This is a genomic window from Mycobacterium sp. 3519A (assembly GCF_900240945.1).
In the GTDB taxonomy this organism is placed as follows: Bacteria; Actinomycetota; Actinomycetes; order Mycobacteriales; family Mycobacteriaceae; genus Mycobacterium.
On sequence record NZ_OESG01000013.1, the window covers coordinates 2110281 to 2123012 of the forward strand.

At 67.9% G+C, this 12732-nt stretch carries 15 protein-coding genes; 9 read left to right on the forward strand and 6 right to left on the reverse strand.

Annotated features, from left to right (window positions below; all coding sequences use genetic code 11):
- Nucleotides 1-29: 29 nt before the first annotated feature.
- Nucleotides 30-842, reverse strand: coding sequence for a polyphosphate--glucose phosphotransferase (ppgK, locus tag C1A30_RS18080; protein ID WP_101949558.1), 813 nt, complete (start codon nt 840-842; stop codon nt 30-32).
- Between the two features lie 54 nt (nt 843-896).
- On the opposite strand from ppgK, the gene C1A30_RS18085 reads away from it, so the two are divergent.
- Entirely contained in the window at nt 897-1745 is an 849-nt protein-coding gene (locus C1A30_RS18085) for an inositol monophosphatase family protein (protein WP_101949559.1), read from the forward strand.
- Nucleotides 1746-1772: 27 nt separating this feature from the next.
- Here C1A30_RS18085 and cei read toward each other — a convergent pair whose 3' ends face one another.
- Entirely contained in the window at nt 1773-2426 is a 654-nt protein-coding gene (gene cei, locus C1A30_RS18090) for an envelope integrity protein Cei (RefSeq protein ID WP_101949560.1), read from the reverse strand.
- 164 nt (nt 2427-2590) lie between these two features.
- Here cei and C1A30_RS18095 point away from each other — a divergent pair, with 164 nt between their 5' ends.
- The gene (locus tag C1A30_RS18095; protein WP_024445904.1) at nt 2591-2893 is read left to right on the forward strand and encodes a DUF4193 domain-containing protein; all 303 of its coding nucleotides are present in this window, start codon (nt 2591-2593) and stop codon (nt 2891-2893) included.
- Nucleotides 2894-2900: 7 nt separating this feature from the next.
- On the opposite strand, the gene C1A30_RS18100 is transcribed toward C1A30_RS18095, so the two are convergent.
- Complete coding sequence (locus tag C1A30_RS18100) at nt 2901-3377, reverse strand: DUF3093 domain-containing protein (protein WP_101950285.1); 477 nt, start codon at nt 3375-3377, stop codon at nt 2901-2903.
- A 25-nt stretch (nt 3378-3402) separates the two neighbouring features.
- Here C1A30_RS18100 and dut point away from each other — a divergent pair, with 25 nt between their 5' ends.
- A complete protein-coding gene (dut, locus tag C1A30_RS18105) occupies nt 3403-3867 on the forward strand; it encodes a dUTP diphosphatase (RefSeq protein WP_101949561.1) in 465 nt (154 codons plus the stop codon).
- On the forward strand, nt 3867-4637 hold the full coding sequence (locus tag C1A30_RS18110; protein WP_101949562.1) for a DUF3710 domain-containing protein: 771 nt from the start codon (nt 3867-3869) through the stop codon (nt 4635-4637). Before dut ends, C1A30_RS18110 begins: the two co-directional genes overlap by 1 nt.
- Nucleotides 4638-4690: 53 nt before the next feature.
- On the opposite strand, the gene C1A30_RS18115 is transcribed toward C1A30_RS18110, so the two are convergent.
- Nucleotides 4691-5392, reverse strand: coding sequence for a hypothetical protein (locus C1A30_RS18115; RefSeq protein WP_101949563.1), 702 nt, complete (start codon nt 5390-5392; stop codon nt 4691-4693).
- A 133-nt stretch (nt 5393-5525) separates the two neighbouring features.
- Here C1A30_RS18115 and C1A30_RS18120 point away from each other — a divergent pair, with 133 nt between their 5' ends.
- Genes C1A30_RS18120 through C1A30_RS18130 form a run of 3 tightly spaced genes read left to right on the forward strand, consistent with a single transcriptional unit; the run spans nt 5526 to nt 7979 of the window.
- Nucleotides 5526-5897, forward strand: a complete 372-nt coding sequence (locus C1A30_RS18120; RefSeq protein ID WP_101950286.1) for an OB-fold nucleic acid binding domain-containing protein — start codon at nt 5526-5528, stop codon at nt 5895-5897.
- Nucleotides 5894-6598, forward strand: coding sequence for a DUF3159 domain-containing protein (locus tag C1A30_RS18125; protein WP_235009965.1), 705 nt, complete (start codon nt 5894-5896; stop codon nt 6596-6598). The genes C1A30_RS18120 and C1A30_RS18125 overlap by 4 nt, the downstream gene beginning before the upstream one ends.
- Nucleotides 6579-7979 (forward strand): MFS transporter, encoded by a 1401-nt coding sequence (locus C1A30_RS18130; RefSeq protein WP_101949564.1) that lies wholly within the window; start codon nt 6579-6581, stop codon nt 7977-7979. Before C1A30_RS18125 ends, C1A30_RS18130 begins: the two co-directional genes overlap by 20 nt.
- 3 nt (nt 7980-7982) lie before the next feature.
- Here C1A30_RS18130 and C1A30_RS18135 read toward each other — a convergent pair whose 3' ends face one another.
- Complete coding sequence (locus C1A30_RS18135; protein WP_101949565.1) at nt 7983-8651, reverse strand: TrkA family potassium uptake protein; 669 nt, start codon at nt 8649-8651, stop codon at nt 7983-7985.
- Nucleotides 8652-8685: 34 nt separating this feature from the next.
- Nucleotides 8686-9360, reverse strand: a complete 675-nt coding sequence (locus C1A30_RS18140) for a TrkA family potassium uptake protein (RefSeq protein ID WP_101949566.1) — start codon at nt 9358-9360, stop codon at nt 8686-8688.
- Between the two features lie 98 nt (nt 9361-9458).
- Between C1A30_RS18140 and C1A30_RS18145 the strand changes: the two genes are divergently transcribed.
- Both C1A30_RS18145 and C1A30_RS18150 read left to right on the forward strand, forming a co-directional pair.
- Entirely contained in the window at nt 9459-11453 is a 1995-nt protein-coding gene (locus C1A30_RS18145; protein ID WP_101949567.1) for an APC family permease, read from the forward strand.
- Nucleotides 11454-11527: 74 nt separating this feature from the next.
- Nucleotides 11528-12721: a class I SAM-dependent RNA methyltransferase gene (locus C1A30_RS18150; protein WP_101950289.1), complete on the forward strand. Its 1194-nt coding sequence runs from the start codon at nt 11528-11530 to the stop codon at nt 12719-12721.
- The last annotated feature ends 11 nt before the right edge of the window (nt 12722-12732 follow it).

The window sequence follows — 12732 nt, forward strand, 5'->3', positions numbered from 1 at the left end:
GCGGCAAATTTGGCGCGTCGGTCGGTGCGCTACTTGGCGGTAGCGGTGACGTCGACGTCAGCGGCCATCGCAGCGCCGACGATGCCAGCGGTGTTCTGCAGTGCGGCGGCCACCACGGGCGTCCGGTTCTTCAACAGCGGAATCCACTTGTCGGCCTTGCGGCTGATGCCGCCGCCCGCGATGAACAGGTCGGGCCAGATCGCGTTTTCGATTGCAATGAGCACGCTGGTCACCTCTTTTGTCCAGCGCTCGTAGCTCCAGCCCTTCTTTTCCTTGATCGACGACGCCGCGCGGTGTTCGGCCTCTTTACCGCCGACCTCGATATGACCGAACTCGGTGTTCGGCAGCAGCACGCCGTTGTGGATGACCGCGGAACCGATCCCGGTGCCGAAGGTGAGCAGCACGATCACCCCGGAGTTGTCCCTGCCCGCGCCGAACTTCTCCTCGGCAAGGCCGGCGGCGTCCGCGTCGTTGAGCACCGTGACCTGTTGGCCATCGAGCGCGGACGCGAATGCTTCCCGCACATTCACCCCGAGCCAGCGCTTGTCGACGTTGGCCGCCGTGCGCACGATGCCGTCGGTGATGACGCCGGGATAGGTGACGCCGAGTTTCTCGGTCCAGCCGAATTCCTTGACCACCGCGGCGACGGTCTTGGCGACCGAATCCGGAGTCGCCGGTTGCGGGGTCTCCAACTTGAAGCGGTCGCCGATCAACTTCCCGGTGTCCAGGTCGACGATGCCGCCCTTGACCCCGCTTCCGCCGACGTCGATGCCGAATCCTCGGCGTTGGGCGCCACCGCCGTTGGTGCTGGGGTCGGCGGCGGCTGGTTCGGTCGCGGTCATGAGCGCTCCTAAGGCGGGCAGGTCGGACGCGCCACACACATTAGTAGCTCCGGAATGTGCTGCGATGGACGAGTGACGGAAAATGACACCGATTTCCTTGAGTTGCGCTCGGTCGCGGAGCGATTGGCGGGGGAGGCCGCCGACTTCGTCCGCCGCCGCCGCGTCGAGGTGTTCGGAAATCCTGCGCCCGACGCCGCTGCCACCGTGCGGACCAAGAGCACACCCACCGACCCTGTCACCGTCGTCGACACCGAAACCGAGCGACTGCTGCGCGACCGGTTGGCAGAACTGCGTCCCGGTGAGGACATCCTCGGTGAGGAGGAAGGCGGTGCGACCGGCTTACGGAAGGGTCTGACCTGGGTGCTCGACCCGATCGACGGCACGGTGAACTTCGTCTACGGCCTGCCTCAGTACGCGGTGTCGGTGGGGGTGCTGCGCGACGGCACCCCGATCGCGGGGGCGGTGGCCGATGTTCCCGGCAAGACGCTGTTCTCGGCGGCGCGGGGGCACGGCGCGCGAATGCTGCGCGACGGCGTGACCACCCCGCTGAGGTCGAGCGCGGCCGTGGACCTGTCAATGTCGTTGATAGGCACCGGGTTCTCGTACGCACCGGACCAACGGGCGCGTCAGGCCCAGGTGCTGGCCAGGCTGCTGCCCGCGGTGCGCGATGTGCGACGGATGGGCTCGGCCGCGCTGGATCTGTGCATGGTCGGGGCGGGCCAACTCGACGGCTACTACGAGGACGGCGTGCACTTGTGGGACTGGGCGGCGGGCGCGCTGGTCGCCGCCGAGGCCGGCGCGGTCATGCGGCTACCCACCGCCGACGGCTCGAGCGGCTTCATCGCGGCCGCCGCGCCCGGTATCGCCGACGCGCTGATGGCCGCCCTCGGTGATCCGTTCTGACGCGAATCCCGTTGCACCCCAACGGGTTCAGCAGGCAGCCGAGTGGATCTTCTTCAGCAGCGCCGGGTCCGCGGCCTGGGTGGCGTCGGGGCGCAGGCTGGCCAGCACCGCGTCGATGTCGTCGCTGTGGGTCAGCTCGGTGAACTCGGTGCCGATCGCCAGGTCGACGGTGTTGTCGGTGCGCTGATCCTGGAACAGCTCGGTGCACGGAGCCACCAGCCACACCGCCGCGGCGGCGGCGCGCCCGGACGGACCGAACCGGATCTGCCCCTGACATTCCAGCCGCGCCTTGACGTACACGGTGTCGTTGGCCGCGGCCGGGTCGGCGAAGCCGAGGTCGCGAAGTTCGCCCGCCACCTCGGCGGCCTGGCCGCCCTGGCCGCTGGCGTTGAGGACGCGGATCTTGGCGTCGGCCAGCTTGGCGGGCGTCACATCGGTCATATCGGCGCGCGTGACCTGCTCACCGAGCTGCGGCGCGGGGGCCGACGGATCAGCGGGCGGCGGCGGATTGCAGACCGTGGCTTCGCGGATGTCCGGCGGTCGGCTCAGCGCCATCACCCAGACCAACAGCGTCACCACCGCGAGGGCGACGAACAGCAATATCCCGGGCAGGTAATTACGCCGGCGGAACGGTCGACCGCGTTTGTCGAACGCGGTGCCCTCGGTGATTTGCGCGACCACGCCTGCACTCTAAGGCCAAAGACAGGGGGCCCTTCCTGCGGCGACATCTAGACTGTGACATAAATCACACTGGAACGGGTATCAGAACGGGCACGAATCGTTTGGGGAATGCGTTCGACGCTGGTACAAAGCTCTGCTGCAAGGTCTGACGGAGGGGACAAGACATGGCTACCGATTACGACGCCCCGCGGCGCACCGAGACCGACGACGTTTCCGAGGATTCGCTCGAGGAACTGAAGGCGCGGCGTAACGAGGCCCAGTCCGCGGTTGTGGACGTCGACGAGTCCGAATCCGCCGAATCCTTCGAGCTGCCGGGCGCCGATCTGTCCGGCGAGGAATTGTCTGTGCGGGTGATCCCGAAGCAGGCCGACGAGTTCACATGCTCGAGCTGTTTTCTGGTGCATCACCGCAGCAGGCTGGCCAGCGAGAAGAACGGCGTGATGATCTGCACCGACTGCGCGGCCTGAGCGGAACTCAAGCGCGCAGCGCGGCCAGCACTCGGTCGGGATGACGGCAGCTCACCAACCAGTACGGCGTCGGATCGTCGGGATCATCGAGGACAAGAAGAACCATGGGGCCGACCCATGCCCGGTGCACCACATAAGCGGCGGGGTCCAGCTGTCGGCCCAGCGCGGCCGACTTGGCGGTCTTGGGCACTTCGGCCGACCGCGTGATCACGCTGACGGGCAGGTGCGCACCGCCGGCCCACAACTCGGTCTCGCCGTCGGTGCTGACCACCTTGACCTCGATCCTGCCGAACCACAGCAGCAGGACCGCGGCGACGGGCAGCAAAACGGCGAACGGCACCCAGTTGGGCAGCGATTGCACGCCCTGATTGACCTCGAGCGCGATCAACGCGGCGAGGCCGAAGCCGGGTGGCCACCACCACCAGGGCACGCGCAACCGTTCGCGGTAGCGCACAGTTTGCGCCGTGGCGCGCGTGTCGGACACGCGGCCAAGAGTAATCTCTGACGTCGTGTCCACCTCTCTGGCGGTCGTGCGCCTTGATCGCGATCTGCCGATGCCCAGCCGAGCCCACGACGGCGACGCGGGCATCGACCTGTTCAGCGCGCTCGACGTCGAACTCGCGCCCGGTCAGCGGGCGCTGGTGCCGACCGGTATCGCCGTCGCCATCCCGCACGGCATGGTCGGGCTCGTCCACCCGCGCTCGGGTTTGGCTGCGCGCGTTGGGCTTTCGATCGTCAACAGCCCCGGCACCATCGACGCGGGCTACCGCGGTGAGATCAAGGTGTCGTTGATCAACCTGGATCCCGAAACACCGATCCTGGTGAACCGGGGTGACCGGATCGCCCAGCTGTTGGTGCAGCGGGTCGAGTTGCCCGAACTGGTCGAGGTGACGTCATTCGACGAGGCCGGATTGGCCGACACATCCCGTGGCGACGGTGGCCACGGTTCCTCCGGCGGACATGCGAGTTTGTGATGGCATTCGGAAAACACAGGAACGACGACGACGACAGCGCTGTTGACAGCACTGTCGACGAGGACCTGACGGGTGATCCCGTCGACGAGGAACTCGAGGGTCCGTTCGATGTCGACGACTTCGACGACGCCGCGACCGCGGCGCAGGGCCGGTTGGATCTGGGCTCGGTGCTGATCCCCATGCCGGAAGCCGGCCAGGTGCAGGTCGAACTCAACGAGGCGGGGGTGCCCAGCGCGGTGTGGGTGGTCACGCCCAACGGCCGGTTCACCATCGCCGCCTACGCCGCGCCCAAGTCGGCGGGGCTGTGGCGCGAGGTCGCCACAGAGCTGGCCGACTCGCTGCGCAAGGAGGGCGCCCAGGTCAGCATCGAGGACGGGCCGTGGGGCCGCGAGGTGGTCGGCGTATCGAAGACCGAGCAGAATCAGCAGGCAGGCGTGGTCCGGTTCATCGGTGTCGACGGCTACCGGTGGATGATCCGGTGCGTGGTCAACGGCCCGCAGGACCGCATCGCGGCGCTTGCCGCGGAGGCGCGAAATGCGTTGGCGGACACTGTCGTTCGGCGTGGCGACACGCCGCTGCCGGTCCGAACGCCGCTGCAGGTGCAGTTGCCGGAACCGATGGCGGCCCAGTTGCGCGCCGCCGCCGAACAGGCGGCCCAGCAGCAGATGCAGCAGGCCCAGCAGCTTCAGCAGCAGCCGCCGCAGCCGGCAGCGCGGCGCAGTGAACTTGGCTCGGCGATGCAGCAGTTGCGCACCATCACCGGCGGCTAACTCTGCGATTTGTGTGCGTTTCGGAGCGCTCACCGCGCATCGACGCACACAAATCACTCGATGTCGGCCAACGCGGCCACGCATGCGGCACCCAACACGCCGGGGTCCTCACCCATCTCGACGAGCGTGACGGTGCGCAGGGCGGCGCGCGGTGCGGCTGCCACCCACTCGAACCCGACCTCCACCGGGTGGATCGGATCGTCCGTCGCTGACGCCACGCCCATCGGCACGGTGAGACCCGCCAACTGCCCGCACGTCGGTGCGACATAGTGGGCCGCTTCCTCCATCGCATCCGGCAAAGCGGGCCACTGACCGACCCAGGACCGGGTCAACTCGTCGGCCAGCCACGCCGGACTCGACGCCCGCATCTGTGCGGTCGCGGACGCCAGGCCGTCGCGGCGCAGCATCTCGGCCGAGTGCCTTGCAGCCAGCGCCGCGGGTGCGGCCTCCGGTTCGCCCGTCCACGCGGGCAGCGCGGCCAGCACCGCAACGGCGTGCCCGGGATGCGCCAGCGCCCACTCCGCTGCCACCGCCGCGCCGATGGACACCCCGCCGACCGCGATCGCACCGCCACGCGAGGCGTCGTGAAGCGCGTCACGGTAGCCGTCGATGAGCCGGTCCGGTTGCGGCGACGGCGTCACAACCACCGCGCCGACATCGTGCAGAGCACCGGAAAACGCCCGGTAGACGTAGTCGTCGTCGGATCCGGTACCCGGCAGCAGGACCGTCGTGACACCGCGAAGATTGACCGCCATCAGATGATCGTCTCCCGTTCACCACCTCGTCGGCGTGGCGACCCACCCCTACGTGGCATATCGGAACCAAGAGGTCTACCGTGGCGTTGGATTGGGTAGATCCATGGTGGATCTGCAAAAGTCAGGAGAGGCCATGGCTACGGCCGAAGGGTATCTTCGCCGGCTCACCCGTCGGTTGACGGAAGACCCGGAGCAACTCGACGTAGAAGAGCTCACCGACGAAGCCGCCAGTACAGGCGCCCAAAAGGCGATCGACTGTCAACGCGGCCAGGAAGTGACAATGGTCGGCACCCTGCGCAGCGTGGAGTGCAACGGCAAAGGCTGCTCGGGCGGCGTCAAGGCCGAACTTTTCGACGGCACCGATACGGTGATGCTGGTGTGGCTCGGCCAACGCCGCATCCCCGGCATCGAATCCGGACGCACCCTGCGGGTGCACGGCCGGGTCGGCAAGCTCGACAGCGGCGTCAAGGCGATTTACAACCCCCATTACGAGATTCAAAAGTGAGCGACCCCGGACCTGAACCGGGGAAGCAACCGAAGGCGAACGCAGTCCTCGAACAGATGGGCGGCGTGAGTGGCCTCATCTATTCCTCGTTGCCCGTCGTGGTCTTCGTCCCCGTCTCCACCACCCTGGGCCTGATTCCTGCCATTGGCGCCGCGCTCGGCGTGGCGGCGCTGATCCTGATCTGGCGGCTGATCCGCCGCGAATCCGCCCAGCCTGCGATCTCCGGCTTCATCGGCGTCGGCGTCAGCGCGCTGATCGCGTACATCGTCGGCGCCTCGAAAGGCTACTTCCTGCTCGGCATTTGGATGTCGTTGTTCTGGGCCGTGGTGTTCGGGGTGTCGATCCTCATCCGGCGACCCGCCGTCGGCTACATCTGGGGTTGGGTGAACTCCCACGACCGGGACTGGCGCGGCCTGCGCAAGGCGGTGCTGGCGTTCGACCTCGCGACATTCGTCTGGGTCCTGGTGTTCACCTCGCGCTTCGTGGTGCAGCAGCACCTCTACGACTCCGACCAGACGGGCTGGCTCGGGGTGGCCCGCATCGCGATGGGATGGCCGCTGACCGCGGTGGCGGCGCTCGTCACGTATCTGGCCATCCGCGCCGCCCAGCGCGCGCTGCACGCCCACGATGCCCGACAACCCGCGACGACCACCGAGGAACACGGGGACCTAGCGCAACCCGATGCCCACCAAGGCGGATAGCGACAGACCGCTCATCGCGGTCGCGGTGCTGGCTTCGTTCGTCGCGTTCCTCGACGGTTCGGTAGTCAATCTGGCCCTGCCGGCGATCAGCCGCGAATTCAGCGGTGGCCTCGCGCTGCAGCAGTGGGTGGTCGACGGCTATCTGCTCACCCTCGGCGCGTTGATCCTTGTCGCAGGGGCGATTTCGGATCAGTTCGGCAGACTCGCGGTGCTGCGGATGGGCATCGTCGTGTTCGGGGTGGCGTCGGTGCTGTGCGCGCTCGCGCCCAGCGGCTGGGTGCTGATCGCCGCACGGTGTCTGCAGGGCGTCGGCGCGGCGTTTCTGGTGCCGAGCTCGCTGGCGATGATCAACGCGCGGTTCTCCGGCGCCGCCCAGGCCCGGGCCATCGGCACGTGGACGGCGTGGACCGGCACCGCGTTCGTGATCGGTCCGCTGCTGGGCGGTCTGCTGGTCGATGCCGTCGGCTGGCGCTGGATCTTCGGGGTCAACATCGTCCCGTTGGTGGCCACGCTGTACCTGACCACCAGGCTGTCGCGACCCGAAACCGCGGACCGGTCCGCGCGCGTCGACGTGATCGGCGCGCTGCTCACCGCCGTCGGCCTTACCGGTGCCGTGTACGGGCTCATCGAAGGGCAGCGGCTCGGCTTCGGCCATCCTCAGGTCGTCGCGGCCCTGGTGATCGGGTTGGGGTGCCTGGCGGTGTTCCCGTTCTGGGAGCGCCGCTGCCCGCATCCGATGATGCCGCTGCACATCTTCGCCGCACGCAACTTCGCGGTGGGCAACCTCGCGACGGTGTTCCTTTATGCGGCGGTGTCGCTCGGCACGTTGATCGTCGCGCTGTTCCTGCAGGAGGCGGCGGGCCTATCGGCGACCCAAGCGGGGCTGGCCACGCTGCCCATCCCGGTGCTGTCGTTCCTGCTGGCCCGCCGGTTCGGCACGCTTGCCGGTGTGCACGGGCCGCGGCTGTTCATGGCGGGCGGTCCGCTGATCGCCGCGGCGGGCTACCTCTGGATGACCATGGCGGGGGAGCCATTCGACTTCTGGACGCAGATGTTGCCGGGGCTGGTGGTGTTCGGTCTCGGACTGTCGATCACGGTGTCGCCGCTGACGGCGGCGATCCTGGCCGCCGTCGACCCGGCGCAAAGCGGCATCGGTTCGGCCATCAACAATGCCGTGGCCCGGATCGCGGGCCTGATTGCGATCGCATTCACGGGCGTAATTCTCGGCGGCACAGTCGATTTCGCGGGATTCCGGCATGGCGCACTGGTGACGGCGACGCTGTTCGTAGTGGCCGGAGTGGTGTCCGCGATCGGCATCTCCAACGCGCAATGCGACTACGACAAAGTCGCTGCCGAAGACGCGGCCTACTTGCAGCGCTGAACCTCAGCGCGTGGCGCGCGGGTGCAGCAGCAGCTCCCGCAGCGCTTCCTCGACGTCGGTGGTGGCCACGAACAACAGCTCGTCGCCGCCTTCCAGCGGCTCGTCGGACTCGGGCACGATCACCCGAGGGCCACGCAGAATCGTCACCAACGCCGCATCGCGCGGCAAGTCCAGCCGCTTGACCGGCTTGCCGCCCCACGGCGTGTCGTCGGGCAGCGTGATCTCGACGAGGTTGGCCTGGCCCTTGCGGAACTCCATCAACCGCACCAGATCGCCGACGGCGACGGCCTCCTCGACGAGCGAGGCCAACATGCGCGGCGTGGACACCGCGACGTCGACGCCCCAGTTCTCGTCGAACAGCCACTCGTTGCGCGGATCGTTGGCCCTGGCCACCACGCGCGGCACGGCGAACTCGGTCTTGGCCAGCAGGCTGACCACCACGTTGACCTTGTCGTCGCCCGTCGCGGCGATCACCACGTCGAACTCCTCGAGCTTGACCGACTCCAGCAGGCTCAACTCGCACGCGTCGCCAAGACGCCAATGGGCGGCGGGAATGGCGTCGACGTCGATGTGGTCGGGGTTGCGCTCAAGCAGCGTGACCTCGTGGGTCTCGACCAACTCGCGGGCGATGGATCTCCCGACGGCACCCGCTCCGGCAATCGCGACCTTCATCGCCGCCGCTCCTCCATGTCGTCACGGACGCGCTTCATGCCGACTCCACGTCCTCACTCGGCGGCAGCGCCGCGATCGCCAGCGCCTCGGCGATGTGCCCGGCGATGGCCGCCATGTACACCTGATCGCCGGCCTGGATGACCGTCTTGGGGTCGGGCAGCAGGCCCGCGCCGAACCGGATCATGAACGCCACCCTGGCGCCGGTGGCGCTCTCCAGTGCGGTGATCCGGTGCCCGACCCACTCCTCGTGCAGGGCAAGCTCGGTGACGCCGACGTTGCCGGTCGGATCTCGCCACTTGGTGGTTTCGGTCTCCCGGGTCAACACGTTGAGCAACCGGTCGGTGGTCCACGGCACGGTGGCCACCGTCGGGATGCCCAGCCGTTCGTAGACGGCCGCGCGCTTGGCGTCGTAGATGCGGGCCACCACGCGTTCGACGCCGAACGTCTCACGGGCCACCCGCGCCGAGATGATGTTGGAGTTGTCGCCCGACGACACCGCAGCGAACGCGCCCGCCTCCTCGATGCCCGCCCGCAGCAGGACATCGCGGTCGAAGCCCATGCCCAACACCCGCTCACCCGGGAACTCGGGGGACAGACGATGGAAGGCCGTGCTGTCGCGATCGATGACAGCCACATCGTGGCCGATCCGGGCCAGGCTGTCCGACAACGACGCGCCAACCCGGCCGCACCCCATGACCACTACCCGCACCTGACAGTCCTTTCCGGCATGTCTGTGGCGAACCTGCGCAAGGGAGAACGCTACCGCTTTCCGACGGCTGATGGCCGTCGGGCTTACTCTTGGCTCTCGTGTCCAAGCTTTCGACCGCTGCGCGCCGGTTGGTCCTCGGCAGGCCGTTCCGCAGCGACAAGCTCGCCCACACGCTCTTACCCAAGCGCATCGCGCTGCCCGTGTTCGCCTCCGACGCGCTGTCATCAGTCGCCTACGCACCGGAGGAAATCTTTCTGGTGCTCTCCGTCGCCGGGCTGACGGCCTACTCGATGGCCCCGTGGATCGGCCTCGCCGTCGCCGCGGTGATGCTCATCGTCATCGCCAGTTACCGGCAGAACGTGCACGCCTACCCGTCCGGCGGCGGCGACTACGAAGTGGTCACCACCAACCTGGGGCCCACTGCCGGGCTGACGGTGGCCAGCGCGCTGTTGGTCGACTACGTGCTGACCGTCGCGGTCTCGATGTCCTCGGCGATGGCCAACATCGGCTCGGCGATCCCGTTCATCAACCACCACAAGGTGCTGTTCGCGGTCGTCGCGATCCTGCTGCTGGCATCGATAAACCTCAGGGGCATCCGGGAATCCGGTACCGCGTTCGCAATTCCCACCTACGCGTTCATGATCGGCGTGTACGTCATGCTGGGCTGGGGGCTGTTTCAGATCCATGTCCTCGGCGACCCGTTGCGCGCCGAATCCGCGAGCTTCGAGGTGCACTCCGAGCACGGTCAGGTGCTCGGGTTCGCGATGATTTTCCTTGTCGCCCGGGCGTTCTCGTCGGGCTGCGCGGCGCTGACCGGTGTCGAAGCGATCAGCAACGGAGTGCCCGCGTTCCGGAAACCCAAGTCCCGCAACGCCGCGACCACGCTGTTGATGCTCGGGGTCATCGCGGTGTCGTTGTTCATGGGCATCATCATGCTGGCCAAGGAGACCGGCGTGAAGATCGCCGACACCCCCGAGCAGCTGGTCGGCGCCCCGCCCGGTTACCACCAGAAGACGCTGATCGCACAGCTTGCCGACGCGGTGTTCCACAACTTCCCGATCGGGTTGTACCTGATCGCCGGCGTCACCGCGTTGATCCTGATCCTGGCCGCCAACACCGCGTTCAACGGCTTCCCGGTGCTGGGATCGATTCTGGCCCAGGACCGTTATCTGCCACGCCAACTGCACACCCGCGGCGACCGGTTGGCGTTCTCCAACGGCATCCTGTTCCTCGCACTGGCCGCCATCGCGTTCGTGGTCGCGTTCCGCGCCGAGGTGACCGCGCTGATCCAGTTGTACATCGTCGGGGTGTTCGTGTCGTTCACGCTCAGCCAGATCGGCATGGTCCGGCACTGGACCCGGCTGCTGCGCACCGAGACGGATTCCGCGGCGCGTCGGCACATGATGCGGTCGCGGGTGATCAACACCATCGGCTTCGTCTGCACCGGCACCGTGCTGATCATCGTGGTGGTGACGAAGTTCGTCGCGGGCGCATGGATCGCGATCCTGGCGATGGGCGCGCTGTTCGTCATCATGAGAATGATCCACAAGCATTACGACACCGTCTCCCGGGAACTCGAAGAGCAGGCCGAGGAACAGGGCGACGACATGGTGTTGCCGAGCCGCAACCACGCCGTGGTGCTGGTGTCGAAGCTGCATCTGCCCACCAAGCGTGCGCTGGCCTACGCCAGGGCCACCCGACCCGACGTGCTCGAGGCCATCACGGTCAGCGTCGACGACGGGGAGACCCGCGAGTTGGTGCATCAGTGGGAGGACAGCGACATCAGCGTGCCGCTGAAGGTGATCGCTTCGCCCTACCGCGAAATCACCCGTCCTGTCCTCGATTACGTGAAACGGGTCACCAGGGAGTCGCCTCGCACCGTGGTCACGGTGTTCATCCCGGAGTACGTCGTCGGGCATTGGTGGGAGCAGGTGCTGCACAACCAGAGCGCGCTGCGGCTCAAAGGCAGACTGCTGTTCATGCCGAACGTGATGGTGACTTCGGTGCCGTGGCAACTGAGTTCGTCGGAGCGGCTCAAGACGTTGCAGCCGCACGCCGCGCCCGGTGATATCCGCAGAGGTTTCCTGGATTGAGCACCGAAGGCGAGCGCAGTCGAGCCGAGCCGACTAGCACAGACGACGACGAACCGCCGCCATGGCCGGAGGACCTGACACTGACCACCGGGGCACCGGCCAACGGCGGTAGCTGTGTGGCGCGCCATGACGGCCGGGTGGTGTTCGTGCGCTACGCACTGCCGGGTGAGACGGTCAGGGTGCGAGTGGTGGGGGACCACGGATCGTATTGGCACGCAGACGTTGTCGAGGTGATCGAGCCGTCGGCCGACCGCATCGACTCGCTGTGCCCGATCGCCGGTGTCGACGGTGCCGGCTGCTGCGATCTGGCGTTCGCCGATCGGGACGCCACCCGCAGGCTCAAAGGCGAGGTCGTGGCCAACCAGCTGGCCCGGCTCGGCGGCTATCAATGGCGCGACGAGGACTCCGCCGTCGCCGAACCGGTCGGCACCGGTGAGCCGACCGGCTGGCGCACCCGGGTGCGTCTGGACACCACGGCAGAGGGCCGGGCGGGTTTTCACCGCTATCACAGCTCCGAACTGGTCACCGAACTGAACTGCGCGCAGCTGCCGACGGGGATGCTCGACGGCATCAACGACTGGGTGTGGCCGCCGGGCGCCCAATTGCACGTGGCGATCGACGACGACGGCGAACGGCACGTCGTCCAGTCGGGCCCGCGGACCGGGCGCAAGACCACGACGCTGGTGGCCGAGGGTCGCTACGAGGCCCTGCAGCGGGTCGGTGAGCGGGTGTGGCGGGTGCCGGTGACGGCGTTCTGGCAGGCGCATCGTGACGCGGCGACCACCTACAGCCGGCTGGTGGCGGACTGGGCCCAACTCGCGCCGGGCATGACGGCGTGGGACTTGTACGGCGGCGCAGGCGTTTTCGCCGCGGTGCTGGCGGAAGGTGTCGGCGAGGGCGGCAAAGTGGTCACGGTGGACACCTCGCGCGGCGCGTCGCGGTCGGCGCGCGCGGCGATGAGCGACCTCGGCTGGGTGACGGTGCTGACCGACTCGGTGCGCAGAGCCCTGATGTCGCAGATGGCGCACACCGGCCGCGCCGATGTCGCGGTCCTGGATCCGCCGCGGTCGGGCGCCGGTCGCGATGTCATCGACCTGCTGGCCGCCGCCGAAGTGCCACGCGTGATCCACATCGGTTGCGAGGCCGCGTCCTTCGCCCGCGACGTCGGGCTCTACCTCGGCGCCGGGTACAGCGTGGAGGGCCTGCGGGTGTTCGACTCGTTCCCGCTGACCCACCACGTCGAATGCGTCGCGGTTCTGACTCGCTGATTTGGGTACCC

Excerpts from the sequence above, each read along its gene's own strand:
- ppgK (WP_101949558.1), bottom strand. The coding sequence starts at position 842 with ATGACCGCGACCGAACCAGCCGCCGCCGACCCCAGCACCAACGGCGGT.
- C1A30_RS18085 (WP_101949559.1), top strand. The coding sequence starts at position 897 with ATGTGCTGCGATGGACGAGTGACGGAAAATGACACCGATTTCCTTGAG.
- C1A30_RS18095 (WP_024445904.1), top strand. The coding sequence starts at position 2,591 with ATGGCTACCGATTACGACGCCCCGCGGCGCACCGAGACCGACGACGTT.
- C1A30_RS18110 (WP_101949562.1), top strand. The coding sequence starts at position 3,867 with ATGGCATTCGGAAAACACAGGAACGACGACGACGACAGCGCTGTTGAC.
- C1A30_RS18115 (WP_101949563.1), bottom strand. The coding sequence starts at position 5,392 with ATGGCGGTCAATCTTCGCGGTGTCACGACGGTCCTGCTGCCGGGTACC.
- C1A30_RS18120 (WP_101950286.1), top strand. The coding sequence starts at position 5,526 with ATGGCTACGGCCGAAGGGTATCTTCGCCGGCTCACCCGTCGGTTGACG.
- C1A30_RS18130 (WP_101949564.1), top strand. The coding sequence starts at position 6,579 with ATGCCCACCAAGGCGGATAGCGACAGACCGCTCATCGCGGTCGCGGTG.
- C1A30_RS18135 (WP_101949565.1), bottom strand. The coding sequence starts at position 8,651 with ATGAAGGTCGCGATTGCCGGAGCGGGTGCCGTCGGGAGATCCATCGCC.